Genomic DNA, 26,578 nt, shown 5'->3' with positions numbered 1-26,578 from the left:
ATTTACTCCTTTACTTTCGATTCATTATTGCTTAACTTAAAAATTATTTGAAAACCAACCTTTAACTGATGATATTATCTTCTTCTTCGACTTAGTGGTATTTTCATCAATCTCCATAACATCATCATCAATATTTTGATCATTACTTACATCACTATTTTCTGCAGCATACTTCAATAACCCAACTACTGTGGAGTATGATGGGTTATGGACAACTTCACTTGCACCAGAAACCTCTATAGGACCACCAACCCTTACAGGAAGCTTAAACATATCCTCTGCCAGTCTTGCTAATCCTTTTAGCTTAGCGCCACCGCCTGTAAAGACAATACCTGAAGAAATAACCTCTAATAAACGGTTCTGATCCAACTCACGATATAGAGACTCAAATATCTCTTCTACTCTTGCCTCTATTACAAGTGATAAATCTTGTAATGATATTCTCTTTTTAGCATTCCCTAATGAATTCGGTATATCTATCTTTTCATCCGGATTTTTAAGATATTTACTTGCTGCGTAACCAAATTGAAGCTTTAAGCTTTCAGCAGCCTCGATAGGTAATCTAAACACTTTTGATATATCAGAGGAGATACTACTACCACCGGTTTTAACACTTGATGTATAACATATACCGCCATCAGCAAAGACAGAAAAACTTGTCGTGTCAGCACCAATATTCACAAGGCAAACGCCCATTTCTTTCTCATTGTCAGTAAGAGTCGCACTACTTGCTGCTAAATGTTCTACTACTAAGTTTTCTATAGCATAACCACAATTTGAAACGCATTTACGTACATTCTGCAACATCCTAGATGACGCAACAATAATATGTACATTAGATTCTAGTCTTACTGCAAACATTCCTATTGGTTCAGTAACTCCAGGCTGACCATCAACTATGTAGTCTCTCTGCAGAACATGAAGCATTTCTGTATCAGCAGACATCGGCACAGCTTTTGCTGTCTTAATAGCCATAGCCAAATCTTCTAAGCTCACCTCTCCATTTTCGACAGCTGCTAAACCATAAGAATTAAAGCCATTAATACTAGGCGCACTGACACCCAACGTGACTTCTTTAATATCGACTCCTGCTATGCTTTTTGCTTCATCTAAGGCTGCATTTAGTGTTTCTATAGCCATTTCAAGATTAATAACAGAACCTTGTTTAATGCCCTTTGACTGCTTTTGGCTTACACCTAATATTTTTATACTGTTGTTTTCAGCAAGTTGTCCAATCGCAACGGTTATCTTGTGAGATCCCAAATCTACCGCACAAAAATTATTATTCCCAAAACCCATTTATTATAGCCCCAATCTAAGACAGATATTTTCTTACTTTCATACACTTACATTACATTATATGCTTATTATCATAGAAAACCAATAAAATAAATCTTTTTCTAGTTATACTTTACTGCAAAACCATCACTGTATCTCATATCAAAATATTTCACAGATTTGTAGTTTTTAACATCTTTATATGATTTAAAAAACAGATTTAATCGTTTTTTTAATTTTATAGAACCTAGGACAACTTCAATATCATCTGTAAGTAAGACACTAAACTGATTACCTCTGTAGGATATTTTGACTATTTGCATATTATTATTTTCAGCTACCTTATTTAACTCTTGTAGAGTCTCATAGATATAGTCCTTACTAGCATCATCATTACTATCTATGTATGGTAAATTTTGATCATAATTAAAAACAACTGGAGTGATAATATCCATATTATCAAGCAGAATTTGGTTATTATTCCAATACGCGACAGGCTTATGATCATAGACATATACAACTAAAGTTGAAGGCCAGACTTTCTTTACAAGGGTATAGTCAACCCCTTTCATATCATAAAAATACTTCTCAACAGTATCAATATTAAGATCAAACCACTCTTTATCGTTTAAACCTATTATTTTATTAATTAAGTCCTGCTTTGAAATGTATACCAAACCATCATTAGAGACCACATCTACCCTTGAGATTTTTTTATCTGTCTTACTAGCAATAAAAATCACAGCACCAAAAATTATTACGAAAATAAAGCTTAGTATAAAAAATTTTTTAAAAATCTTTAGCATTGTGCCTGTTCTAATATTGATTTAACAAAGCTATCAAAATCAATCCCCTCAGCTGCCGCTGACTTTGGAGATAAACTATTCTCTGTCATACCTGGTGATGAGTTAATTTCCATAATATAAAAATCTCCCCTATCATCATATATAAAATCGACTCGAGCATGTCCTTTACACCCCAATAGGTCATAGGCTTTTTTGGCTAACTGGCGAACTTCTAGCTCTTTTTGCTCACATAATCCACTAGGTGCATGATATATTGACTTACCGCTATATTTTGACTCATAGTCATAGAACTCATTCAATGGCTCGATCCAGACAGATGAGTAAACATCATTATTAACAATAGCTACAGTTATTTCTTTACCAGTAACCCATTGCTCAATCATTACTTCACCATGCTCTGAAGCTTGTTTATATGCCTCCTCAAGCTCTTTAAAATTTTTTACTTTGAAAGTAGCTATACTAGATCCACCATTACTTGGTTTAACTGCAACAGGAAAACTAATCTCATCAGATTCCACTAATTTATCTGTAAGGAACTTTGCCATGGGTGTAGGCATACGATGGTGCATCCATATTTCTTTCGAGATCATTTTGTCCATAGTTATGACACATGATTTCATAGTTGAGCCAGTATGCTTAATGCCTAGCATTTCAAGCAATGCTGCTACCCTACCATTTTCGCCATCTTCACCGTGCAATGCAATAAAACACTTATCAGGATTTAGCTCTATAAGTTTAGTAACTAAATCTTTTGAGCTTGCATCTAAGCCAGACGCATCATAGCCTTGATTTAGTAAAGAATCCAAAACTGCTTTACCAGATTTCAGAGATACTTCTCTTTCTGGAGAGTCCCCACCATATAGAACGACAATTTTTTCTTTTTGCATAAGTACCTAATTTCTTTTTTGTTTAAAAAAATCTCTTAAGAGCGTACTACACTCTTCAGTCATCACACCAGATGTTACTTTAAGGCTATGATTGATGTTCTTGTTTTGATGCAGCTTTTCATGAGAAAAAGCCCCAACACGAGTATCATAACAAGCATAAATCAACTCAGATACTCTAGCCTGAACTAAACCACCCAAGCACATTATACATGGCTCTAAAGTAACATACAATTTTGTATTAACTAATCTATAATTTTGAAGTTTTTTAGCAGCCTCACGTAAAACTAAAATCTCAGCGTGTGCTGTTGGGTCGTTCATCATTATCGTTTTATTAAAATTTTGTGCGACTATCTGATCATCTTTGACAAGCACTGCTCCTATAGGAACTTCACCGGCATCATAAGCCAACAGTGCTTGCTCATAAGCCTTTCGCATATAGAAAATATTTTCATCTGGACAATTAGGCATAAAGTTTTAGAATTTTCTTCTTGAAGAATTTACATCTCTTAGATAAGATAATACATTACATAATTGTTTGCTAGTACTTTTTTATATATAAACCAGTGGGTACTTGTCAAACTATGTATAACCAACCACACTGGAAATGGAAATCAAAAAATGTCAGAAAATTTCAAAGAACTATTTGAGCAGTCTCTGAAACAAACAGAGATGAGAATAGGTAAAATCATCGAAGCAACTGTAGTAAGCATAGACAAAGAATTTGCAATGATTGATGCTGGTCTTAAATCAGAATCTTTCATACCTGTATCTTCTTTGAAAAATAACAACGGTGAACTAGAAGTAGCTGCTGGTGATAAAATCAACGTTGTATTAGAAGCACTGGACAATAGCTGCGGTGAAACTAGATTATCTAGAGATAAAGCTAAAAAAATCGAGCTATGGGATAGAATTGAAAATGCCTTCGAAAACAATGAAACTGTTCTTGGTAGAATCACTAATCATGTTCGTGGTGGTTACACTATGGATGTTGAGGGTCTAAGAGCATTCTTACCTGGTTCACTAGTTGATACAAGACCTGTCAAAGATGTTGCTCATTTAGAAGACAAGGATATCGAGTTAAAAGTTGTTAAAATCGATACTAAAAGAAATAACATCGTTGTTTCTAGAAAAGCTGTAATCGAAGAAAATAACTCTGGTGATAGAGATGCTATGTTAGAGAAAATCTCTGAAGGTAGCGTACTTCAAGGTATAGTTAAAAACATCACCGACTTCGGTGCATTTATCGATCTTGGTGGAGTTGATGGTCTACTACACATCACAGATATCTCTTGGAGCAGAATTAGCCACCCTACAGATGTATTATCTATAGGTCAAGAAATCGATGTTAAAGTAATCAAGTTCGACAAAGAGAAGCAAAGAATTTCTCTAGGTATCAAGCAGCTTGGTGAAGATCCTTGGTTAAACATCGCTAATGAGCTTCCTGTAGGTGCTAAGCTTATGGGTACAGTAACTAACATAACTGACTACGGTTGTTTTGTTAAGTTAAAAGAAGGTATCGAGGGTCTAGTTCACACATCTGAAATGGATTGGACTAACAAAAACGTTAATCCTCATAAAGCTGTATCTATCGGTCAAGAAGTTGAAGTTATAGTACTTGAACTAGATGCTGATAATCACAGAATTTCTCTAGGTATCAAGCAATGTAGAGCTAACCCTTGGGATGAGTTTGAGAAAAACTATAAGCCTGGCGATAAAGTGACTGGTAAAATCAGATCAATTACTGAATTTGGTGTATTTATCGGACTAGAAGGTGGTATCGACGGTCTTGTACACATCTCAGATGTTGCATGGGATAACCCAGCTAAAGCAATTAAAGAGCTTAAAAAAGGTGATGAAGTTGAAGCAGTATTAGTTTCTGTAAACACTGATCTTGAGAGAATTGCCCTTAGCATGAAGCAACTTTCTGAAGATCCGTTCAAGAACTTCATAAATATCCACCCTAAAGGATCTTTAGTGAAAGGTAACGTTACTAAACTACAAGATAACGGTGCTGTAGTTATGCTTGACGCTGACAATAACATTGATGGTTTCATCAGAATTTCTGAGATTTCTGCTGAGCATACTAAAAATGTTAGTGATGAGTTAAGTGAAGGACAAGAAGTTGAGGCTAGAATCATAAACATCGACACTAAGAAAAGAAGTATTGCTCTTTCTATCAAGGCTATTGATGAAGATACTACGGCTGGAGCTAAGTCTAATTACAAAGTAGAACAAATGACTCCTACAACTCTTGGTGACTTAATCAAAGAGCAACTAAATAAGAAGTAGTACTTCTTCAATCTTTTAAAATCTAGATCTAACTAAACCCCATAAACTATTTATAGCTTATGGGGTTTTTTTATTCATAAAATATAATAGAATATCCCTAATTTATAAATCTGATAAAAATAGTATGCTCACAAAAGATTTGAATGAAATTATATCGAAAATCTCTGATAACCAGGCTGTTAGCATTCCAACTGATACGGTATATGGTCTAAGCTGCAGGATATCCAAAGATGCTGTTGCAAAAATTATCAGCTTAAAAAAAAGAGACTCAAGCAAAGGGTTTATAATAATCTCACATAACTACAAGCATTTGTTAAAATATACAGATACTGCTGTGCTATCAGCACAGCAAATCAAAGAAATATGTTCAGTACAGGAGCAGCCCACGACATGGATCGTACCAGGCAAAGAAAGCATACAATGGCTAGCAGGTGGGAAACCAACTATTGCTATACGCCTAGTAACAACAGATATCATAACAAATATTTGTACTAAAATTGATGATGCTATTATTTCAACTAGTGCAAATATATCTGGACAAGATTTCATCAACAATTCTCATTCAATTAATAAAACTTTTAACAATATTTATATCTTAGAAAGAGAAGTTAACTCTTCACAACCATCAAGAATTATTGATATAATCACTAGAGATAGATATAGGTAAGCACAGGCACTAAAAATTTGCTAATTATCTCAAAATATAATAGCATTAAGACTGCTGAATTCTTTTAAGCTTATAGATAAAAAAGGAATAAAATGGAAAAGATTAATCATAAAGATATACAAGATAAATTATGGAGCAATGAAGATGAAAGTAATTTATCTAACGAGCAGTATAATCAACTGCTAATTGAGCAATATAGAATATATGTTGAGCTAACCGACAGAACTAGCTATAGAAGAATTGTAATTAATTTATTCTTCTTAGTTTTCAACCTTGTTCTTGTAGGTACTGTTGCTTTGGCAATTAGTAATAACATTAATGTTGAGAACCCACCATCAGGCATACTTGTTACTATACCTTATTTTGCGGGATTAGTATTCTGCTATGCTTGGTGGAAAATCATAAGATTCTTTAGACATCATATACAAATAAAAAACAGTATTGTTCCATCTCTTGAGAAGCGTCTTCCTTCAAAAGTTTGGTTGACTGAGGAGCATATTGCTGAACAAAAAGGATCTTTCAAACCTATCAGAATACTCGAAATATATATGCCTTTCATCTTTATGGGTATTTATTCAGCATTATTCTTATTTGTTGAGCTTAACTGGCTTCCTCATACATTAAACTAATTTTATTTCTAAAAACTTTTCTCAAAATAAACTACTCTATTAGATTGCCTGTCGCTTCTTTTAGTCAGCTAACTATATTCATCGTAACAAAATAACTTAAAACTAGTACAATCATGTAAAAGTTACTGAAGTAAACTTAGCGTAGTATTTTATAGTTGTGATCATATAGAATTTAATAAAAACGGGGATTGATAGCTAGTAAGTAATTTTCTTTGCCTCCTTAGAAATATACTCATCATTAGTTTGCCAAAGTTGATTTAACCAAGTCTGGAAGTGCTCCTTATCAGCTTCGCTACTAAAATAATCTCCCATAGGTACTTCAGATATAGGGATTAAGTCTACTTTCACTTTGATCTGCTTAGTTCTTCTAGTCATATAATCCCATAAAGTCTGTTTAGGATTATCATAAACTATAGTCGTATTTAGAACCCCTACCATCCTATCTGAGAGACTTTTTAGAATAACTGCTATACCTCCAGCTTTTGGATTAAGTAAATTCTTATAGTTACTCTTAACAGCCTTTTGTGAGGTATATCTAGTACCCTCAACAAAGTTAACGATAGTTGTTGGTCTAGAGGATAGCTTTTTACAGTACTCAACAGTTTTTTTAATATCTTCGCCTTTTTTCTCTGGATGCTGCTTGAGATATTCTTTCTTATAGCGTCTCATCGCTGGAAACTCTAAAGCCCATGCAATCAACCCTAATACAGGTATAAAGAACACCTGAAACTTCATAAAGAACTTAGGAAAGGCTATTTTCTTATGAAAAATCATCATTAATATAAAAGTATCAAGCCAGCTTTTATGATTGCATATAATCAAATAAGAGCCATTTTTATCCAACTCTTTATTCTGATCAACATCAATTTCAGTAGGTGATAAAAATCGAGCAATAAAAATAACAACACTTACCCATACACTCACAAAATATTGAACTGCTGAAGTACAAAAATACCTTATACCCTTTATCGGCACCAAAAGCTTAATTAATGAAAAAATAAATACTGGTATAAAAGTAATTATAGCAGTAGACATCAAACATACTATCGAGAATAGTCCATAGTAAGCACACCTAATAACATTTATCATCAAAGATTATTAAAAATTACTGATTGTTAGCTTAAATATTATCATTAATAAAAACTTTTTTGAAAGACTATAAAAGATATTAATCGTTTTTAACTAATATTGCTTAAGTAAAGACTTTATTATTAAGTGACTATCACTATCTATCATGACGGTTATAGCTCCATTATTATATGTGTCAAATATTCTTATCCGACTACTTTTATAAACCTGTTTATTGAATGGCTTATCAGATATGTATACGAGGTAATCAGTATTTGATTTTAAAAATTTAGTACTAAGGATTAAAGGACTAATCACTATATTTGGATTAATAATTCTATTATATAAAGTGTAAATTTGTTGCTGATCTTTAGTACTTGAGTTATCTACAATTAAGAATTCTTTATTTCCGTGTCCAATAGTTATAAAGCAACTTTCATCATTAGAAAGAAACTTTACTTTTGTATCCCCAGTTAAGTTAAAATTATTTTTATAGCTACAGCTTTGATGTTTTCTGTTAGTTTCTAAATTTGTAACAACTTTTTTAACAGAGACTATTTGTTTAATAAAATTAAAAACCAAATCATTATCACTTGAACCAACCACTACTAAATAATTAATTTGTTTAATACCTACTAGCTTAATGTAGTTACCTAAAATATTTGCCAACACATATTCATTCTCTAAGTTTTCAGCTGAAATATATAGAAGACTTTTACCATTTTCTTCAACTAATATCATTAAATTTTCAGTATCAAAAATATGTATCCTAAAGTATTGATATTTCTCTGAAGTATTTTCTGAAGATTGCAAAAACACTAAGCATAAAGCTAATCCAAGCAGTCTGATTGAATTACTGAATGGGAAAATAACTAGAACAGTCCCAAAAATAATAATTATAAGACTAAAAAATGAAAAATAACTCCAATACTCAATAAAGCCAGCATAACCCGTCAAAAAGCTTAAATAATAAATTAATAATTTAATAATTAAGCTAGGAATGATCCACAAACTTAGTCCAACATAAGATAGTAGTAAACACACTAACAGTAATGGCACTATAACAAAACTAACCAAAGGAATTGCAACGATATTTGCTAAAATCGAAATAACTGAGAAACCGCCAAAATAATAAACTGAAATTGGTACTAAAAAGATTGCTAGATAAATTTGTGCAAGTAATGTTTTTGTTAATTTTGATTTATATTGTTGTAACACTATAGAAATAATAACCAAGAGCACAACAGCTGAAAAACTCAACCATAGGCTCACACTATATATTGATTCAAAATTAACCAACATTATAATGCCTAAAGCAACAATCAGTGATTTAACTATCGAAATACGCCTACCCAAAAGCCAAAATAATGCTACCACTAGAAGCATTATCAATGCTCGCTGTGTTGGCAAACTAAAGCCCGCTAATAAACTATATATAAAAGCTACTATGACAGAGCTAATAACACCTGCATACTGTGCTGGCAGCTTGCAACATAAGCGTGGGAATAATGACCACAAACCTCTAAAAATAACAAAAATAATAAAAGCCAAAAGTCCTATGTGTAATCCTGAAATTACCATTAGGTGTGATGTACCAGAGCTTATCAATAGATTTTGCTGAGATTGACTAAATTCTTTATCGCCAATAAGTAATGCTAGAATATAAGGTTTAAGTTCATTTCCTTGCAAATCTTTTTCTAGTTTATTAAATAAGTAATACCTTATCCTTTCGGGCAAGTATAAGCTTGCAGTACCTTTGTAGATAATATCCGTATTATCCACCATCCGCCCTATGGCAACGATATCATTATGATCTAAATATTCAGAATAGTTAAAAGCTTCTATATTATCATACTCATGAGGCTTATATACTTTTGCTTCTAACTCTAACTTATTTGCTGGTACTAAATAATGGCGATATGATCTGTTAACCTTTAGTAAGACATCTCCGTATTTATAGCTATGAAAAATAAACTTATAATCGTTACCTTCTAGTCTGGGAATACTACTGATAACACCAGTGAGAAGAATATTTTGGTTATATTTAAAATCCTCAATCCTATCATATGAATAGCAAGAGCAAACACTTACAAACAAAAGCATTATGAGTAAACATTTTTTGTATAACATACAACAACTAAACGACTCTTCTCCTGCTTTTATATTAGCTTAATTCAACGATAACTAATAGCTCAAAAAATACCAAACTTAGTCATGATAAAACTTCAAAAAAACAACTTACTTATACATCAATAAACAAAAATATTTCTTTACTACCAAAATACAAATTTTTTAACCAGTGATCATACCCTCCAATTTGGGACACTTATGTGTTAAGAAAAGGAGACAAAATGAGATACACAAAAGAGTTTAAAGAAGAAGCTATTAAATTGTGTTTACAACCAGATGCAAATCGTAAAGAAATAGCAGATAATTTAGGGGTTAAATATAAAACCATCTGCAGTTGGATATCCAAAGCTATGTCAAACCCACCTAAAGAAATAAAGATAGATTATAAAACGCAGTACCAGCAACTATCTTCTGAAAATGCTGATTTAAAGAAAAAGCTCAAACAAGCAGAAACAGAGCGTGAAATACTAAAAAAGGCAGCAGCGTACTTTGCAAAGCAAAATCTGTAAGGTACGCCTTTATTAAGGAGCATTCTAAAACTATGCCAGTAACAACACTATGTAGATCTTTGAATGTGAGTACATCCTCATATTACAGGTGGATTTATGAACCTATCGGTAAAAGACAGTCTAATGATACTGAGCTAGATGATGCTATTATCAAAATATTTAATGAACATTAATCTAGATATGGAAGTGTTAGGATATACAAAGAGCTTAAAGATATTGGATGGAAAATTACTCAACCTAGAGTATCTAAAAGCATGGAGATACTTGGTTTACAGGCTAAAGCTGCTCGCAAGCATAAGAAAACTACAGATTCTAACCATAACAAACATGTTTCTGATGATTATATAGTTGAAAATTACATAGATGGTGAAGTATATCATATAGATGGACTTGTATCTAATAACAGAGCTATTTTAATTAGTCCTGCTAAATATCATTCTAATTGTTTGGATTATGTGAATGGTAATAATTTAGGCTCTTACACATTGATGAGTAATAATAAATACTATGATCCTCTTTATAAGTTTGCGGAGTATTTAGTTACTAATGTTTATCATATGCCTATACACTCTCTATTTCATATAGAAGTATTTATTGATAAAAATGATAAAATCACATTATGTGAAATTGCTTGCCGATTAGGAGGAAATAATTTATCAAAAGAGATTGAGTTAGCATATGGAGTAGATATAAATTTATTATTTTTAGAACTGGTATACAATAAATCAAACCAAAGTATTATTAGTAATAAGCCGAAATCTTGTGGTGGTAGATATCTCATCCCTCCAAAATGTGGTATTCTAAAAAAAGACATTAACCTACCAAAACATGATTCCATAATAGATTCATTTTCTCTTGGATGCAAAGAGAAACAATATAATCAAATGGAAATGTCGAATTCAGAGCTTGTAAAATTCATTCTTAAAGAAGACTGTGAAGATAAAATGGTTAGTTTGATGGGGCAATTAGCTGATTGGGGAGAAAATAATATTCATTGGGCTAAGGATATGTAATGTTATATGAAGGTTTTTTAGTATTTAAGAATAAGAATTATCTAAATTTTTGGATATCAAATTTAATAAGTAATAGTGCCATATGGATGCAAAATATGGCTTGTGCAATAATTTTAACAAATATTTCAAGTTCACCAACAGAGAACTCTTTAATTCAAGCAGCTACTACTTTGCCATTGTTTCTATTTGGTATTATTTCTGGAATAATAGGTGACAAATATAATAAATATCATATATTAACAGTTATACAGTTCGTACTTAGTTTTTTAGCCATATCGATTGGTATATTTGTTTATAAACAAATTATGAATCCAACAATATTAATTTTGATGACTTTTCTATTTGCTACTATGACTACTTTAAGAATGTCATCTTCACAAGCAGGCATTGCAGAGGTAGTGGAACCACATCAGATTAAATATGCGGCAATTATGAATAACTTAAGCTTTAATCTGTGTAGAACACTTGGCCCTTTTATAGCGGGAATTATTTTGGCTTTATTCCCAACATATCTAGTGTTTATTATTTCTTGCATTTTATTTGGACTAGTCGGTTTTAATTTTTTGCTATATAAAAATGAAGAAAAGACCATACTCAAAACTAAATTACCTTTTAAAGATTGTGTAAAGAAAATAGTCTCAAGTCATACATTTAGGCAAAACTGTTTTGATGCTTTTATTATATTTTTTAGTGGAACATATATATGGGCTATGCTTCCATATATTGCACGTTATAAGCTACATATGACAGCAGCTGGACAAGGTAAGCTTATGGCTATAATAGGAATAGGGGCATTATTAACTGTCATTGTACTTCCACCATTAGTTAAAAAAACTACAAAAAATAATATAATCTACTTATGCTACTTTTTATGTTTTGCATCTATGTTAGGGGTTTTATTTTTTATAGAGATAAATTATGTACTTACTATACTCTTTTTAATTTTATTTGGATTAGGATGGAGTATGAGTGTTGCAATCTTAAATGGAATAGTTCAATCACTTTTTCCAAAGGAAATTGCAACACGAGCAATTTCAATTTACTTAATGTGCATGTACTTCTCTCAGTTTTTAGGAAGTATTTGGTCTGGTTTTTTGACTTCATATATGTCAATAGAATTTTCCTGCTTATCATCAGTGACGCTTTTGTTTTTAGGATTTTGTTGTAGAGCCTCGGTTCAGAGGGGTGTAGAGCTTCTGCGACCATAGTTCTAAACTATGTTAGTTTACATCAATATTTGATAGGTTTTATCTTATATTTTTGCACTATTATATCTCCCATATGTGACTATAATTAATAAATTGATCTACCCCGTCAATTTGGGACAGTTTACCTCTTCATTCTCTATTATAGCTAACTACACATAAAACTAGTATGCATAGCATTTGATCATACCCTCCAATTTGGGACACTTAGGTGTTAAGAAAAGGAGACAAATATGGGTTACCAAAGATATACTAAAGAATTTAAAAATAATGCAGTTAAATTATGTTTACAACCAGATGCAAATAGACAAGAAATAGCAGATAATTTAGGAGTTAAATATAAAACCCTTTGCAACTGGATATCCAAAGCCATGTCAAACCCACCCAAAGAGATAAAGATAGATTATAAAACACAGTATCAGCAATTATCATCTGAAAATGCTGATTTAAAGAAAAGACTTAAACAGGCAGAAACAGAGCGTGAAATACTAAAAAAGGCAGCAGCGTACTTTGCAAAGCAAAATCTGTAAGGTACGCATTTATTAAGGAGCATTGTAAGGTTATGCCAGTAACGACTCTATGTAAATCTTTGAATGTAAGTACAACTTCATACTACAGATGGATTCATGAACCTATCGGTAAAAGGCAACAAAATGATGATGAACTAGATGAGGCTATTACTACTATATTTAATGAACATGAATCTAGATATGGAAGTGTTAGGATATTCAAAGAACTTAAAGATAGGGGCTGGAAAGTTACTCAACCTAGAGTATCTAAACGTATGAAGTTACTTGGTTTACAGGCTAAAGCTACTCGTAAACATAAAGTAACAACAGACTCTAACCATAATAAACATGTTTCTGATAATTTATTAGAACAAAACTTCACAGCTTTATCTGTAAATCATAGATGGGTTACAGATATAACTTACATACCAACACAAGAAGGATGGTTGTATTTGTGTGTAATTATCGATTTATTCTCAAGAGCGGTTATAGGTTGGTCAATGGACTCTAGAATGAAAGCAGATTTAGTCTGTAGTGCTTTAAATATGGCACTGTTTAGAAGAAACTTCCCTAGTGGTGTGATTATACATTCTGATAAAGGATCACAATATTGTAGTAAGCAGTATCAAGATATTATTAAAGAACACTAGCTACTATCAAGCATGAGTTCTAAAGGATGTTGTTATGATAATGCCGCATGTGAAAGCTTCTTTGGAACCTTAAAAGTACAATTGGTACATGATGAAAGCTATAAAACTAGAGAGCAAGCTAAGATATCAGTATTTGAATATATTGAGGCTTACTATAATACAAAAAGGAAACATTCTACAATAAATTATATGACTCCAAATCAGTTTGAATATATAATGGAAAATCAAGAAATATACTGTCCCAAATTGACGGGGTAGATCAGGTTTTGGAGTTAAATGTTTTGGGAATATTCAGTCAATTGATGATCTGAAAAATAAAATTATAAAAGCTATAGAAATAATTAAAGAACAAAAAACTTTAGTAATTTTAGATATTAGAATTCAGAATAGATAAGGAAATAGATTAGATGAGAAATATAAGATGGTTTGACAATACAATTCCCCTCTTAATGAATAATAAGAAGCTCTCTAATAAACGTATTAAAGAATGTGTAATCAATACGATTAATCATCTTGGTGAACTTGGTATAAAAAAGATTAATATTGGAAGTAATAGTTTTTACAGCACAAACCAAGAAATGTTCACAAGTTTTGAATCTAGAGGCTACGAGTTTTATATTAAATCTAAAGGAGATTTATATTTTACAGAATATACACAACTAAATGGAGATGAAGTTCTTATAGTAAGAGAGATTAGCATTAATACATTAGAATCTATAGATAAGAGTCATGAAATAATTAATCAAAATATTGATAATCCTAGATTATATTATAGATTTTCTGGTAACAATGATCTTATAAAATTTTTGATATTAAAACATCTAATAGAACATGATGAGCTTATTAGTATTTCTAGTGACTTTAGTAATATAGATAAAAAATATATTCTAAAAGATATTTTAGAAATCTATTATCCTAATTCAACTTTACCATATAAAAGTGAAAGATTTTATAAGTTAATAGAAGTTTATCTTGGAGTTAACAACTATGATCAATTTAAAGATTTTATTATAAAACCAAAGGTAAATGAAGGAAAATTAAAATATCACAAGCAAGGTCCTGGTAGGCGCTTTGAAATACTGAACGATAGTTTATTGGCTAATGTAAATCAGTATTTTATAGTAAGAGAAATAAATGAAAGTAAGGATATTCAAAAGTATGTTTCACCCCATCAACATTGTGTTAATAACATTAACTTTTTTATGGGTAAGGGTGAAAACCTTGATGGATTAAAGATTGAGTTTGAAATAGAAGATGAAAGCTACGTATTAGATGCTCCTGTTGCTGTATTTATTCCAGCGGGTGTTAAACATACTTTTAGAATTCTATCAGGATCTGGATTTTATCAAAATCATTTATTAGCTGGTAACTACAATAAGGGGATATTAGAAGACTCTGTTGTAGGAGAAATCTATGATAAATAATCAAACGAATATTTCGTCTGCCATATGTTTTGCTCTGCTTGCGAGTATTAGTATGACTTTAGTGGGATTTTTTTCTAGATTTGATGTAAGTATATTATTTTTACTCTTAGTTAGATGCTTTGTACCACTAATAATAATGCTTACACTTTTGTATTATCTGAGAATAACCGTTTCTCTTATAAATATTAAAAGCCATTTTATTAGGAGTGTTTTTTTTATAATAAATCAAGCAAGTTTCTTTTATACAGTGAAGCACAGTAGTGTATTAATGGGCACGTTATTATTTAATACTGCACCATTATTTATACCTATTTTGATTTATCTCTTTTTTAAGGAGAGGGTGAAAAAAAGTATTATACTAGCATCCATAGTTGGTTTGATAGGTGTTTGTATTACTCTTCATCCTAGTTCAGAATCTTTTCTAAATGTATATTCCATTGTTGGAATTATATCTGGATTTTCATTGGCATGTTCACAAATTATTCTACAAAAAAATGTTAGGAATGAGTCTAATCTTTCTTGTATGCTTTGGTTTTATGTATTTTCTACTATGATAGCTGTTTTAATAAGTGCCTATGCTTATATATTTAACAATTATTCAGTTTTTGAAGTTGATTATCATAGTAAAGGTTTATGGGTTGTGATAATTGGCATTTCATTAAGTACTCTTTCTTATCAATTTTTCACAGGTAAATCATATCAAAAATGGAATGTTAAAAACCTAGCTCCAATAATGTATACATCAATATTTTTTGCCGGGATATTGGATATTATTTTCTGGAATAAATTTCCAACATTAATAGAAATATTTGGAATGTTAATAATAATAATTTCCTGTATTTTTGTTATTAGAAATAGATGATTTTAAATGGTTAATGGAGATGTTATGAATATTGCTAAATATAAACAAGTTTTTTCAAGATTGAATACCAGCTCAATATCAGATGCACTAGATAGCTTAGGAATTAAAAATAGAATTGGTAAGTTTATATCTAGAAGCTTAAACCCTAGCTTAATAGGATTTGCCTATACTGTAAAATATGATATTTTAGAAAATAATAGTGATTTTAAAGATGCTGGTAACTATATAGATAATGTTTCAGAAGGAGAAGTGATTCTGATAGATAACTCTGGGAGAGATTAGTGTACCACATGGGGTGAAATATTAACAAAATTTTCTATTTCAAGAAAAATCGGAGGGGCTGTTGTATATGGGGCTATTAGAGATTTGGATGAAATACAAAAAAGCAAATTTCCTATATATAGTAGCCATGTCTCTATGGCTTCAGGTAAAAATAGAGTAAAAAAAGTATCTGAAAGATGTTCTTTAAAAATTGGTAATGTTGAAGTTAATCATGGAGATTTGATCATTGGTGATGTTAATGGAGTAATTTTTATATCTAGAAATATGATTGAAGAGGTAGTTTACAGAGCACAAAATATTGAAAAAAATGAGAAGAATATAATTAAAGCAATAGAAATGGGAATGAGTTTGACTGATGCAAGAAGAAAGTTTAATTACTCTAAACCATGGGAATTATAAGAAGATTGAAAAACAAATCATAAATAGCAAACCTTTTTAAATCTAATTTTAAGAAATTTACATGGAGCTTTATTAATGTCTAAAAAAATTGCCATCATTGGATTTGGTGCATCTGGACTTTCAGTTCTTTTGAACTTATCAGATAGAACAAATAGCCAGATATCTATCGATATTTTTCAGGAAAAAGAACTTTTTTCAAAGTGTGTGGCGTATCAAAATGATCAAAATCATATAATTAGGCCTAAACCTAAGGAACGGATCTAAATCTGCAAAGTTGATTAAAGTGATCTCGAATGTGATTCAACTAGAATAGTCATTAGAGATATTAGCTCGACTCTACATGCTATTAATCAGTAATGAAAAAACTGAGCAATAATGCTTTGTATGAATATCTGAATACAAAATAGACCAGTTAATACAATAATTGGAGAAAAATCAAATCCTGAATTAGTTGGTTTGATTATATTTCTAGCTCTTGATAATAATGGCTCCGTAACTTGATATATAACCATAATAATTGGATTATAGCCTCCTTGAACAAACCAACTAGATATTGCTCTTATTATTATCAAATATACATACATATTAATAACTGCAAAAACTATATCAATCAGCGGTTTAAAGAAAATAAACATCAAACTAAGACCAATACCATTTAATAAGCCTACAAGTAAATCCTGCACCACAAATACAATATACACAGCTACTATACATGACCAATCTAGATTCAAAAATCCTGGTATAAATTTTCTGAGAGGTAATATAGCAGCATTTGTCGCACGCATAATCATCTGACAAATTGGATTATAAAAATCTGCTTTTACCCACTGTAAGAAAAATCTAAACAGTAGTATAAAAGCATAAATGCCAAAGACAATATCTATCAAAAAAGTCGCTACATTAATCAAACCATTTAACATTTATATTTTCCTTTTATTTTTTTGCTGGCTAATAAAGTTCAAACCTGCAGCTATCGCCTCTACTTGAGCAAGTATACATTCTTGAGGATTTGTTCTTGGACTATCTGGATAAACCTCAGTCGTAGTTGTATACTCAGCATTTGATAAAGACATGCATAATTTTTCTTTGTCTGAATCACAAGCCATAATTCCATCTCTGATAATATCATCACCTAATATATTTATGCTAGGATCAGTAGGAGCAATATGAGTAACTTTAGCTACTGCATCAATTATATATTTCTGGAAGTCATAGTGTGGATTTCTATTATTAGCAACTAAATAAAATCCATCTGGAATACCCCACTTATCTATAGTTATACCCTCACGAGCTGCTAATGCTGGTCTAAATTCACTATCATCAGTATCTGTTGTCTCATGCAAATCTATATGCATCAGAAGTTCAATATTCAATGAGTTAATATATTTCATTGCAAGAACCGACTCATCACAACCACTCTCCAGATAGAATGATCTATTAGGATCCATAGCATTAGGATTCCAGCGGTTAATTGTTTCATATCCCCAAGGACTTAAGCAAGGCAAGATCAAGATATTATAATCACTTGCAAACTCTCTAGCTCTATTTGCAGCAAAACTAATAGCTCCTTGTACACCACTTGTTTCATAGCCATGCACTCCACCTGTAACTAAAACATAAGGCTTACTAGCATCCCAGTTTTTAGTCTTAAGTGCATACAACTTATAGCTGCCTACTAAATAATCTAATTCTCCATAGACATCGATATCAAAATCATTTGATAATGCTAAAATCTTTTTTTCAGCTTCTTCTTGATACGATCTTTTTTTGCTTTGCTCAGATAACCATTGTTTTTTTTCTTCAGAGTCCCACTTCTTACCAAGTGTTCCAATATGATATTGTGTAGACATATTAATTCCATATAAAAATTTTATCTATGCAAATAGTATAACGATTAATAGGCCATCTCTGCAAAATTTTTATATATTATTTATTAGATCAATATATAGTACTGATATTTTTGACTAGAACAATTAAAGTATACAATATTGAATTTTTATGGCTGGGCTAGCAGGATTCGAACCTGCGCATGACGGGATCAAAACCCGTTGCCTTACCGCTTGGCGATAGCCCAACATAAGCACTAACTAAAGTTAGTAGGCATAGTTTAATGTTTTGACCACCCATTTGTCAAGAGGTTTATCAAATTTTCTTGCAAGTTGCTGTAGTTTATTAATATTATTAGAAAGTAGATAAAAGCATGATCCAGTTCCTGTCATTCTAAAACCATCATCAATACTATACAAATATTGCTTAAACTCAGGATACTTTGTAAAGAATACATTTTCAAAATCATTATGCATAGTGTTAGTATCAAAGCTCAGATCTTTTGATAATATATCCTTTGTCTTAGCTAAATTCTCACTTTCAAAAAACTCTTTGGTACTAATATGAATATTAGGCTTAATTAATAGTACATATTGTTGCTCAAATTCCTTAGGGTATAAAATATCTCCAATCCCTTCAGCCCATGCTGATCTGCCATACAGAAATATCGGCACATCTGCTCCAAGCTTTTTAGCTAAAGGCATCATCTCCTCATTTGATAGTTCAGGTAAGTAATAATCTCGTAATGCTATTAAAGTGGTTGCTGCATTTGAACTTCCGCCACCGAGACCAGCACCCATTGGTATATTTTTGATAATATCAATATCAACTCCGATATTCTCAATATTATAAGCCTCTTGAAACTCTTTAACGGCTTTATAAATCAAATTATCTTCTTGGGAAGCTATTTGTATATTACTTGTAATTTCAATCTTACTATAATTTTTAAACCTAAAGCTAAGATGATCTTTTAGATCCAAAAATGTAAACCAGCTTTGTAAATTATGATATCCATCATCTCGCTTATTTAATATATGCAAAAACAAATTAATTTTTGCATAACTTTGATAATTTTTGGGTTCTATATTTGCCATGACTTTATAACAATCTTTAACGTTATATTCTCTCTAGACATTCTAATTTTAGCGGGTAACGGATACTTAGAATCAACTAGTTCATAATTCTGATAAGAAATATTCCAACCATTTTGAGATAATTTATGTGGCAACCCTTGCGAGTTCAGTTGCGTATTATATTTGATATTTGGTATAGCTACAGCTTTGATCCAATACTTAAGCCCATCAACGGGAACATACCAGCCTAACTGCTCCAACATTAAGGTTTTGGCATCTTTAGCTACTATTTTTTGTCCTTTACTATTTTCAAGCGATACCTCATCAGTATCTCCTTTTATCTCAACACTACCTATACCCAAAGGACCATATAAGCTAATACTAAATTTATCACCATCTTGAGTGTATATATAGTTAGCAGATTCCGCCTGATTATTATAAATAATCCCAATAACCCCTTTTGCCTGCCACTTATTTAATTGCAAAAGCTCTTCAGATGTCAATTTTTGATCAAATTTCATATTATCATTTATTGGAGCAATACTAGATTGCACGCTAGTGCACGATACTAATAACGATACGAAAATCAGAGTTAATACTAATCTAATTTTGTGCTTTATATCTATTTTTGACTTTAACATAATGCTCAGCATTTTCTTTGATAATTTGTCTCTCATGATCACTAATTGGCCTAATCTTTTTGACCGGCGACCCTAAATACATATAACCAGACTCTAGAACTTTACCTGGAGGAACCAAACTTCCAGCGCCTAAGAAGACCCAAGGTTCAACAACAGCTCCATCAAGAATTATAGACCCCATACCTATTAGACAATTATTTTTGATCTCACAGCCGTGCAATATCACACCATGTCCTACAGTCACATCATCTCCAATAGTTAGAGGATATCCTTGACCCGAATCCTTTGGGTACTCTGTAGTATGTAATGTACTACAATCTTGAATATTGGTCCCTTTTCCAATAGTTATTGTTAAGAGATCACCTCTTACACTAACTTGAGGCCATATAGATGCATCTTGACTTAGAATTACATCTCCTATCACTGCGGCTGATTCATCAACATAAGCTGAAGCATCAATATTTGGTACTTTATCATTAAAAACTCTTACACATCTAGACATAGCTGCTCTCTAGTCTTACTAACATCATCTCTTAATGATACCAAACTATAGCTATCAAATCTTAACCTTTTATCTTTATCAAAAGGCTGAGCATAGCCATTATCATCAATTATAAACAATGCTATAGCATTAGGATTATCTTTAAAGAATTTCTCGAGTGGGTAATTAGGTGTAATATTTGTACTCCTAATAGTAGCACCTTGATTCATTCTCTCTATTAAAACGTTGAAATCAGTACCCTCTTCAAACAACAGATTTGCTAGATTATTTTCTATCGACCCTATGCCTTTGTAGCTTTCTTTCTGAGATGCTCTTAACACAAAAACATTATTTGAACCAAATTCATACCTATATTTCATGGCTGATACAGCATTCACATATTCGCTAGTTGATAATCCTAGCATAGCTCCAATACCCACCAAATTAATACTCCAGTCAGCGTGTGCTGATACAGGACTACCATAATATGTATTCAAGCCTAACTGACGACATTTTTGGACATTTACCCAAGATGAATCAGTAACAACCACTTCAATATCATTTTTGACAAACACTTCTGCTAGTTCACGTGCAAACCTATTCCCGCCGATTATCAAAAATCCTTTACCTTCAGGTTCAGTAACTTTAAGAAGTCTTGATATATAAGGAGTAAATATACTTTGAAAAACCACAGTAAAAACAATTATCATAAATACAAAGAATACTAAAGTGTTAGCCTCATCGTATAATTCAGGATGAGATTTAGTAATTCTTACAGCAACCAATGCCGCTACAGATGCTGCTACAATACCTCGTGGATAAATAATACCCATGACAATTCTTTCTGCAAAAGTTGTTTTAGATTTAATAGAGCATAATAGAACTACAATTGGGCGCAAAATAAATTGTAAAAATAAAAATAGCACTATTAGATCTAGCCAATAGTCTTTGAACAAACTAAAATCTATCTCTGCACCCAGCACTATAAAAAGAACTGAAATAATAACTATACTTAGATTTTCTTTAAATGACAAAATATCAGACATCTTAATATCTTTCATATTAGCCATCACAAGGCCAGCAACCGTTACCATTAAAAGCCCTGCACCATGCATAGTAGCGTCAGTTATTATAAAACCTACAACTATTACAGCTAACACAAAAAAACTTTTTAGATATTCAGGAATATAATGCTTTCTAAAACTCAGTCCTATTAAGTAGCCAAAAATAAAGCCCGAAGTTATTCCCAAAATACATACGAAGATTATATAAGCTATGAATATACTTGTTCCATTAGGCTGATTTGCATAATTCCCCCCTATAACGAACCATGCTAACATGAATACAACTACTAAAGCTCCTATAGGATCTACAAGTATAGATTCCCACTTCAAGATACTTGCAATATGTCTTTTCGGTCTAACAGTTCTCATTAATGGAGGTACAACAGTTGGACCACTAACACATGTAATACCGCCTATTAGCATAGATAGCTCTAAGTTCAAGCCAATGACGTAATAGCAGAACATTGCTGTGAGTATCACTGTAACCCCTAATCCTACAGTAGTCAAAAGTATTACAACACTACTGACACTCTTAATCTTACTAAAATTAAGTGATAAACTCCCCTCAAAGAGGATAATGGCCACACAAATTGATACAAATGGAGATAATGCTTCTCCAAAAATAATCGTACCATCTACAAGTTTAAAGCCTCCATGAAATACAGCTTCAGATAAAGGTCCTAAAATAATACCACTAAGGATCAAAAATAGTATTGAAGGAAGTTTTAGCCTCCATGATAAAAACTGAGATACAATCGCAAAAAACAATATTAAGCCAGATGCTAATAAGATGTAATTAGATGAATGCAGAAATAGCTCCAAACTATTATCCAAAATATAGCCTTAATTGAATATTTAATAATATAGTTTTAAACATTATATCCATATTAGTTTTTTTATCAATGTGATAACACACTATGCCCAACTCTAAAATATAAACACCAAATATTTTTGTCGTATTTCTTATGCAAAAAATATACAATTTATAGCGTTTTAACACAAATATCATTACCATGGAAGTTGCTAACCTTAATAATTTAGAGTCAAATAAATTTATAAAATATATCACTCCTGCTGCTCTTTTTATCACATTGAAAATATTATGTGACCCACTTTTTCTTAACACTATAAATATTAATTTTTTAGGTATTCACCTAGTAATAACACAATCATCTTTGGTATATGCAGGAATTTTTGTCGTGTTAGATGTTTGTTCAATAATTTATGGCCTAAAAAACACTTATAAATTAATAATTCTAGCTATGGTAATGGATGGCATATACTCCTTTGGCGTTTATTCATCATCATTTTTTCATTTGGCTGATATATCTATAATCGGAGATAATAATCACATAAGATCAAGCGCTATACACCAAATCGCTGAGCCGACGATACTGTTATTTTTATCAGGAATGTTAAGCACCTTTGTGACAAATCTAGCAGAAGTCTCTATTTTTAGTTGGATTTATAAGAAACTCTTAAAAAATAATATCTTCTTCTCAACTATAATAAGTGTTGCGATAGTTATCCTAATAAACAATATAGTAATGCTCCCAATTATGATAAAAGACAAAAGTGTTCTATGGACTATGTATTGGTCAAACTTCACGATTAATATGATATTTATAACAGCTTATACAAGCATATATCTAATCTTCTTCAAAAATATCTATACTTCAACAAAAGTCTCTACTAAAGGTTAAATCTATACAACTTATTAGCGGTATTAAAGAATATATCTTGCTGTGATTTAGCATCTGCAAATGTGCTATAAACTATATTAAACCATTTATTATAATTATCTTTATTTGATACAGGGTAATTAGAACCATAACAAAGTTTTGATGTAGCAACACTATCTTTTACCTCATTTAAGATCTCTTTAATATCGTCCTCGTCATTATTTAGATCTCCTCCTGACAGCTTTAGATATAGATTTTGATTATTATCAACATACCTAAGCAAATCTCTCCAATACAGAAGATTGTCTTTTCTTGTTTTTATAGGTAGCCCAAAATGTTCAACACAACAAGTCACATTTGATTTAAGAATATCTGACACAGCACTAACAAACTGTTGAGGATACATCTGACATTCAAATATCATATTATATTTTTTTAAGATGACTAATTTTTCAAACAAGTCTGATGGAATTTCTTTATCAAAAGGGCTATATTTAGCACCAGAATCCTTAGACATTATTTGTCGAACACCTACTATATCTTTACAAGATGATAATTCAATTATTTTTTGTTCGAATGATTGCACATTCTGTGTAAAGTCCACAAATGCAATAACTTTTATATTTTTGTTGCTAAAATTAGCAACTAACCACTTATATTCACATAAATGATCAATATCTTCAGCATGAGCTTCTATATGTACAAAGTTATCTATTTTAAAATCAGACGGTAATACCTTTATAGGCAAATCGGTATCCTTGACCCATCTATTGTAACCATTATCAATATCCCAAAAATGAATGTGTGAGTCTATTATTTTTTGCATAAAGTTTACCTTGCCGTATAGCCCCCATCTACCGGAACTAAAGATCCAGTCATAAATGAACTTTTGTCACTCAGAAGAAAAATCACAACATTAGCAACCTCTTCTGCAGTGGCTACTCTGTTAATAGGTATTTCTTTTGCCTCACTTTTCTCAATATCGGATAAATCAATTCCTCTTACTAAAGAGTGTTTTTCTATTGCATTTCTATACAGTGGAGTATCTGTAGTACTAGGACAAACAGTATTTACTCTTATATTTTTAGGTGCTAAATCTAGTGCCAATGATTTTGTCATCTGAGCAATTGCCCCCTTAGTCAAACCATACGCGAAATTATTCGTTTTACCAACAAAACACTGATCTGAACCATTAAAAACTATAGAAGCTCCTGATTTAATATTCTCAGCCAAAGATTTCAAAATGACCACACTAGACATTAGATTGATTGATATACACTTATTTATTTCATCCAAAGACTGAGAAAATATCGACCCACTTTGATGAATTCCAGCATTAAAGAATACTCCATCAAAATCTATACCTTTTGGCAAAATAGCATCAATATCCATATATTTAGACAAATCAAACTTGATAAATATCTCTTTTTCAAGAACTTCTTCTGGAGTGACAATATCTATGTTATAAACAGTAAAACCTTCTGATACCAACTGATTCAAAACAGCTCTACCGATACCTGAACTTGCTCCTGTGATTAAATAATTCTTTGTACGCATGGAATAAATCTCTTTGGAAAATAAAAATAATGAAACATATATTAACAGTATTTTATCATAAACATACTATGATATTGATAGGCTAAAACACTTTATAGTTTATAGGTTCTACTCTAGATATATACCGATAAATCCAACGTTAACGTATTCATATTCTCACCATTATATAACCTCTGATATGAGTATTCTGGACCAAATAAAACATTATTGTCAAAATATGCCCTTTGTGCCGATGCAATCATCTGATTTTTGATTCCTGAAGATGTAAGACCAAATGTTGGAGATGCATTTGAAGTTGGCATAGGTATATTCTCAGCATTATATGATTGACCATACGTAATGTTAAAGTTAGTATCTCTTCCACCTAGTGTAAGAGCATAAGCTACACCTAAATACCACGCACCAGTATTTACACTAGACCCATTTTGGTGAAAATCTTGTTTATTTGTTGTAGCTGACCACCCACCTTGCAGCTGCCAGATTCCTCCAAGCATTGAATATGCCATAGTACCATCAAAGTTTAACACGCCAATGTTCTTTTCACTCTCTCCAATATTATCTAAGAATTGAGAAATACTTCCATTACCAGCACCAGCAATATTAAAAACATACCCAGCATTAAAACCAACTGATAAATCTTCTGTCCAAGAATCTGTATAGAAAAATCCAGCTGAAAAATTAGCTCTTTTATCATCTGAGCCAAAAACTGTTATATTAGTGTTTATAATATCATTCTTATAGTTTAGCGAAACATTAGTAACCTTATCAGGCGATAAAAACTCATCAATAATACCACTAGTCCATGGTCCACCACCACCATAAGACCCTACCGAAAGCTTACTTCTACCAGCGGTAACAAAAAATGGTGATGTATCTAAATTACCGAAGATAACAAATGCATTCCCTAAGCCAAAACCTCCTGTCTCATCCGTATCAAAATCAAATTGGGCTGTTACATAATGACCTAAGTTAGATAAAAAATATAATTTTGAATTAGTTAAATAAATATTTTGTCCATTAGCAGGAAAGTTTGGAGCTCCACCTGCTCTACTTATCTGACTCCCAAACCATGTTTGAGCATCTGCTTCTATGTACCCACCAAAAAATACTGAGTAATCATCAAAAGTATCTCTTTGTCCCAATATTGTCGATGCAAAAAGATTACTTGAAATCATTCCTATCGGAATACTGTTATTACCCGAATATGATCCCAAATAAGTTATTTGACCTTGAGTCGTAATTGCAGGTGTCCCACCGACATCAATTCTACCATTTGATACAAAAACTCCTTGAGAACCTGTACTATCACCTAGTGATTTACCATCGCTTGCTATATTAGAAGCAATATCTTGTGGAGTTACTCCATCTAGCCCAAGTTGATTGAAATTTTCATTAGCTATTTTCTGGCGATACGTACTAAACTGTGACTTATTATTAGCTTCTACATTTTGAGACTGCACCTTACCTATTTCTTGCTTAAGTATAGATATTTGCTGTTGAAGATCAGAGATTATTTGCATTTCCTGTTTTGACAGGCTTGCTTGCTCAGCAGACTCGCCTGCATATACTTTTATTGTGATAAAAAGAAATAATATAAATATCCATTTAGAAAATAGTTTCACATAATCAAATCTTTGAATAAAAGT

The 26,578-nt window shown here is 31.6% G+C and carries 30 protein-coding genes, 1 tRNA gene and 1 pseudogene; 16 read left to right on the top strand and 16 right to left on the bottom strand.

Annotation, left to right across the window (positions count from 1 at the left end):
* Nucleotides 1-36 precede the first annotated feature (36 nt).
* From ftsA to tadA, 4 genes are all read right to left on the bottom strand, one after another.
* Complete coding sequence (ftsA, locus tag F3D59_RS01095; RefSeq protein WP_150463478.1) at nucleotides 37-1,299, bottom strand: cell division protein FtsA; 1,263 nt, start codon at nucleotides 1,297-1,299, stop codon at nucleotides 37-39.
* Nucleotides 1,300-1,400: 101 nt separating this feature from the next.
* Nucleotides 1,401-2,084: a cell division protein FtsQ/DivIB gene (locus F3D59_RS01090; RefSeq protein ID WP_150463477.1), complete on the bottom strand. Its 684-nt coding sequence runs from the start codon at nucleotides 2,082-2,084 to the stop codon at nucleotides 1,401-1,403.
* Entirely contained in the window at nucleotides 2,078-2,971 is an 894-nt protein-coding gene (locus F3D59_RS01085; RefSeq protein ID WP_013921943.1) for a D-alanine--D-alanine ligase, read from the bottom strand. The genes F3D59_RS01090 and F3D59_RS01085 overlap by 7 nt, the downstream gene beginning before the upstream one ends.
* Before the next feature lie 6 nt (nucleotides 2,972-2,977).
* Nucleotides 2,978-3,439 carry a tRNA adenosine(34) deaminase TadA gene (gene tadA, locus F3D59_RS01080; RefSeq protein ID WP_149369092.1) on the bottom strand — a complete coding sequence of 154 codons (462 nt, stop codon included), beginning with the start codon at nucleotides 3,437-3,439 and terminating at the stop codon, nucleotides 2,978-2,980.
* Between the two features lie 150 nt (nucleotides 3,440-3,589).
* Between tadA and rpsA the strand changes: the two genes are divergently transcribed.
* The 3 genes from rpsA (at nucleotide 3,590) to F3D59_RS01065 (ending at nucleotide 6,556) form a co-directional block, all read left to right on the top strand.
* Nucleotides 3,590-5,260, top strand: coding sequence for a 30S ribosomal protein S1 (gene rpsA / locus F3D59_RS01075; RefSeq protein ID WP_150463476.1), 1,671 nt, complete (start codon nucleotides 3,590-3,592; stop codon nucleotides 5,258-5,260).
* Nucleotides 5,261-5,384: 124 nt separating this feature from the next.
* Nucleotides 5,385-5,927, top strand: coding sequence for an L-threonylcarbamoyladenylate synthase (locus F3D59_RS01070; RefSeq protein ID WP_150463475.1), 543 nt, complete (start codon nucleotides 5,385-5,387; stop codon nucleotides 5,925-5,927).
* A gap of 92 nt (nucleotides 5,928-6,019) precedes the next feature.
* Nucleotides 6,020-6,556 carry a hypothetical protein gene (locus tag F3D59_RS01065; RefSeq protein ID WP_146421668.1) on the top strand — a complete coding sequence of 179 codons (537 nt, stop codon included), beginning with the start codon at nucleotides 6,020-6,022 and terminating at the stop codon, nucleotides 6,554-6,556.
* A gap of 195 nt (nucleotides 6,557-6,751) precedes the next feature.
* On the opposite strand, the gene F3D59_RS01060 is transcribed toward F3D59_RS01065, so the two are convergent.
* Together F3D59_RS01060 and F3D59_RS01055 are read right to left on the bottom strand one after the other, a co-directional pair.
* Nucleotides 6,752-7,645, bottom strand: coding sequence for an acyltransferase (locus F3D59_RS01060; protein WP_150463474.1), 894 nt, complete (start codon nucleotides 7,643-7,645; stop codon nucleotides 6,752-6,754).
* A 93-nt stretch (nucleotides 7,646-7,738) separates the two neighbouring features.
* Nucleotides 7,739-9,754 carry a ComEC/Rec2 family competence protein gene (locus tag F3D59_RS01055; protein WP_150463473.1) on the bottom strand — a complete coding sequence of 672 codons (2,016 nt, stop codon included), beginning with the start codon at nucleotides 9,752-9,754 and terminating at the stop codon, nucleotides 7,739-7,741.
* Between the two features lie 221 nt (nucleotides 9,755-9,975).
* Between F3D59_RS01055 and F3D59_RS01050 the strand changes: the two genes are divergently transcribed.
* From F3D59_RS01050 to F3D59_RS01000, 12 genes and pseudogenes are all read left to right on the top strand, one after another.
* On the top strand, nucleotides 9,976-10,263 hold the full coding sequence (locus tag F3D59_RS01050; protein ID WP_150463472.1) for a transposase: 288 nt from the start codon (nucleotides 9,976-9,978) through the stop codon (nucleotides 10,261-10,263).
* Nucleotides 10,264-10,295: 32 nt separating this feature from the next.
* Nucleotides 10,296-10,436, top strand: a complete 141-nt coding sequence (locus tag F3D59_RS09930) for a hypothetical protein (RefSeq protein WP_191092409.1) — start codon at nucleotides 10,296-10,298, stop codon at nucleotides 10,434-10,436.
* Between the two features lie 81 nt (nucleotides 10,437-10,517).
* Nucleotides 10,518-11,276, top strand: coding sequence for an ATP-grasp domain-containing protein (locus tag F3D59_RS01045; RefSeq protein WP_150463471.1), 759 nt, complete (start codon nucleotides 10,518-10,520; stop codon nucleotides 11,274-11,276).
* Nucleotides 11,276-12,484, top strand: a complete 1,209-nt coding sequence (locus tag F3D59_RS01040; RefSeq protein ID WP_150463470.1) for an MFS transporter — start codon at nucleotides 11,276-11,278, stop codon at nucleotides 12,482-12,484. Before F3D59_RS01045 ends, F3D59_RS01040 begins: the two co-directional genes overlap by 1 nt.
* 230 nt (nucleotides 12,485-12,714) lie before the next feature.
* Nucleotides 12,715-13,011: a transposase gene (locus F3D59_RS01035; protein ID WP_150463469.1), complete on the top strand. Its 297-nt coding sequence runs from the start codon at nucleotides 12,715-12,717 to the stop codon at nucleotides 13,009-13,011.
* A gap of 11 nt (nucleotides 13,012-13,022) precedes the next feature.
* Nucleotides 13,023-13,640 (top strand): IS3 family transposase, encoded by a 618-nt coding sequence (locus F3D59_RS01030; protein WP_224721137.1) that lies wholly within the window; start codon nucleotides 13,023-13,025, stop codon nucleotides 13,638-13,640.
* A 12-nt stretch (nucleotides 13,641-13,652) separates the two neighbouring features.
* Nucleotides 13,653-13,898: an IS3 family transposase gene (locus tag F3D59_RS01025; RefSeq protein WP_150463467.1), complete on the top strand. Its 246-nt coding sequence runs from the start codon at nucleotides 13,653-13,655 to the stop codon at nucleotides 13,896-13,898.
* Between the two features lie 149 nt (nucleotides 13,899-14,047).
* On the top strand, nucleotides 14,048-15,064 hold the full coding sequence (locus F3D59_RS01020; protein WP_150463466.1) for a hypothetical protein: 1,017 nt from the start codon (nucleotides 14,048-14,050) through the stop codon (nucleotides 15,062-15,064).
* Nucleotides 15,054-15,926, top strand: coding sequence for a DMT family transporter (locus F3D59_RS01015; RefSeq protein ID WP_150463465.1), 873 nt, complete (start codon nucleotides 15,054-15,056; stop codon nucleotides 15,924-15,926). The genes F3D59_RS01020 and F3D59_RS01015 overlap by 11 nt, the downstream gene beginning before the upstream one ends.
* 24 nt (nucleotides 15,927-15,950) lie before the next feature.
* Nucleotides 15,951-16,208 (top strand): hypothetical protein, encoded by a 258-nt coding sequence (locus tag F3D59_RS10210; RefSeq protein WP_191092408.1) that lies wholly within the window; start codon nucleotides 15,951-15,953, stop codon nucleotides 16,206-16,208.
* A 15-nt stretch (nucleotides 16,209-16,223) separates the two neighbouring features.
* Nucleotides 16,224-16,607: pseudogene (locus tag F3D59_RS10205) on the top strand (RraA family protein); the annotation flags it as partial.
* 75 nt (nucleotides 16,608-16,682) lie between these two features.
* Nucleotides 16,683-16,871, top strand: a complete 189-nt coding sequence (locus tag F3D59_RS01000) for an FAD/NAD(P)-binding protein (RefSeq protein WP_150463462.1) — start codon at nucleotides 16,683-16,685, stop codon at nucleotides 16,869-16,871.
* A gap of 86 nt (nucleotides 16,872-16,957) precedes the next feature.
* On the opposite strand, the gene F3D59_RS00995 is transcribed toward F3D59_RS01000, so the two are convergent.
* The 7 genes from F3D59_RS00995 to F3D59_RS00965 form a co-directional block, all read right to left on the bottom strand.
* Nucleotides 16,958-17,527 (bottom strand): YggT family protein, encoded by a 570-nt coding sequence (locus tag F3D59_RS00995; RefSeq protein ID WP_150463461.1) that lies wholly within the window; start codon nucleotides 17,525-17,527, stop codon nucleotides 16,958-16,960.
* Nucleotides 17,528-18,457 carry a M14 family metallocarboxypeptidase gene (locus tag F3D59_RS00990; protein ID WP_150463460.1) on the bottom strand — a complete coding sequence of 310 codons (930 nt, stop codon included), beginning with the start codon at nucleotides 18,455-18,457 and terminating at the stop codon, nucleotides 17,528-17,530.
* Nucleotides 18,458-18,606: 149 nt separating this feature from the next.
* Nucleotides 18,607-18,681 (bottom strand) — tRNA-Gln (locus tag F3D59_RS00985).
* A gap of 19 nt (nucleotides 18,682-18,700) precedes the next feature.
* Complete coding sequence (ispE, locus tag F3D59_RS00980) at nucleotides 18,701-19,528, bottom strand: 4-(cytidine 5'-diphospho)-2-C-methyl-D-erythritol kinase (RefSeq protein ID WP_150463459.1); 828 nt, start codon at nucleotides 19,526-19,528, stop codon at nucleotides 18,701-18,703.
* Nucleotides 19,516-20,148 carry a lipoprotein insertase outer membrane protein LolB gene (lolB, locus tag F3D59_RS00975; protein ID WP_395166648.1) on the bottom strand — a complete coding sequence of 211 codons (633 nt, stop codon included), beginning with the start codon at nucleotides 20,146-20,148 and terminating at the stop codon, nucleotides 19,516-19,518. Before lolB ends, ispE begins: the two co-directional genes overlap by 13 nt.
* A complete protein-coding gene (locus tag F3D59_RS00970) occupies nucleotides 20,111-20,650 on the bottom strand; it encodes a gamma carbonic anhydrase family protein (RefSeq protein WP_146421660.1) in 540 nt (179 codons plus the stop codon). Before F3D59_RS00970 ends, lolB begins: the two co-directional genes overlap by 38 nt.
* Nucleotides 20,635-22,527 (bottom strand): cation:proton antiporter, encoded by a 1,893-nt coding sequence (locus F3D59_RS00965; protein WP_150463457.1) that lies wholly within the window; start codon nucleotides 22,525-22,527, stop codon nucleotides 20,635-20,637. The genes F3D59_RS00970 and F3D59_RS00965 overlap by 16 nt, the downstream gene beginning before the upstream one ends.
* 179 nt (nucleotides 22,528-22,706) lie before the next feature.
* On the opposite strand from F3D59_RS00965, the gene F3D59_RS00960 reads away from it, so the two are divergent.
* Complete coding sequence (locus F3D59_RS00960) at nucleotides 22,707-23,396, top strand: VUT family protein (protein ID WP_013921928.1); 690 nt, start codon at nucleotides 22,707-22,709, stop codon at nucleotides 23,394-23,396.
* On the opposite strand, the gene F3D59_RS00955 is transcribed toward F3D59_RS00960, so the two are convergent.
* The 3 genes from F3D59_RS00955 to F3D59_RS00945 all read right to left on the bottom strand — a co-directional run bounded on the left by F3D59_RS00955 (nucleotide 23,386) and on the right by F3D59_RS00945 (nucleotide 26,554).
* Complete coding sequence (locus tag F3D59_RS00955; protein WP_150463456.1) at nucleotides 23,386-24,201, bottom strand: amidohydrolase family protein; 816 nt, start codon at nucleotides 24,199-24,201, stop codon at nucleotides 23,386-23,388. The genes F3D59_RS00960 and F3D59_RS00955 overlap by 11 nt on opposite strands.
* A 5-nt stretch (nucleotides 24,202-24,206) precedes the next feature.
* Entirely contained in the window at nucleotides 24,207-24,932 is a 726-nt protein-coding gene (locus F3D59_RS00950; protein WP_150463455.1) for an SDR family NAD(P)-dependent oxidoreductase, read from the bottom strand.
* A gap of 113 nt (nucleotides 24,933-25,045) precedes the next feature.
* Nucleotides 25,046-26,554, bottom strand: coding sequence for a DUF3573 domain-containing protein (locus tag F3D59_RS00945; protein WP_150463454.1), 1,509 nt, complete (start codon nucleotides 26,552-26,554; stop codon nucleotides 25,046-25,048).
* Nucleotides 26,555-26,578 lie beyond the last annotated feature (24 nt).

It is taken from the genome of Francisella sp. XLW-1, from assembly GCF_008711455.1.
Lineage (GTDB): Bacteria > Pseudomonadota > Gammaproteobacteria > Francisellales > Francisellaceae > Francisella > Francisella salimarina.
Note: the sequence above shows the minus strand (reverse complement) of the source record. Positions and strands in the feature narration are given on the sequence as shown.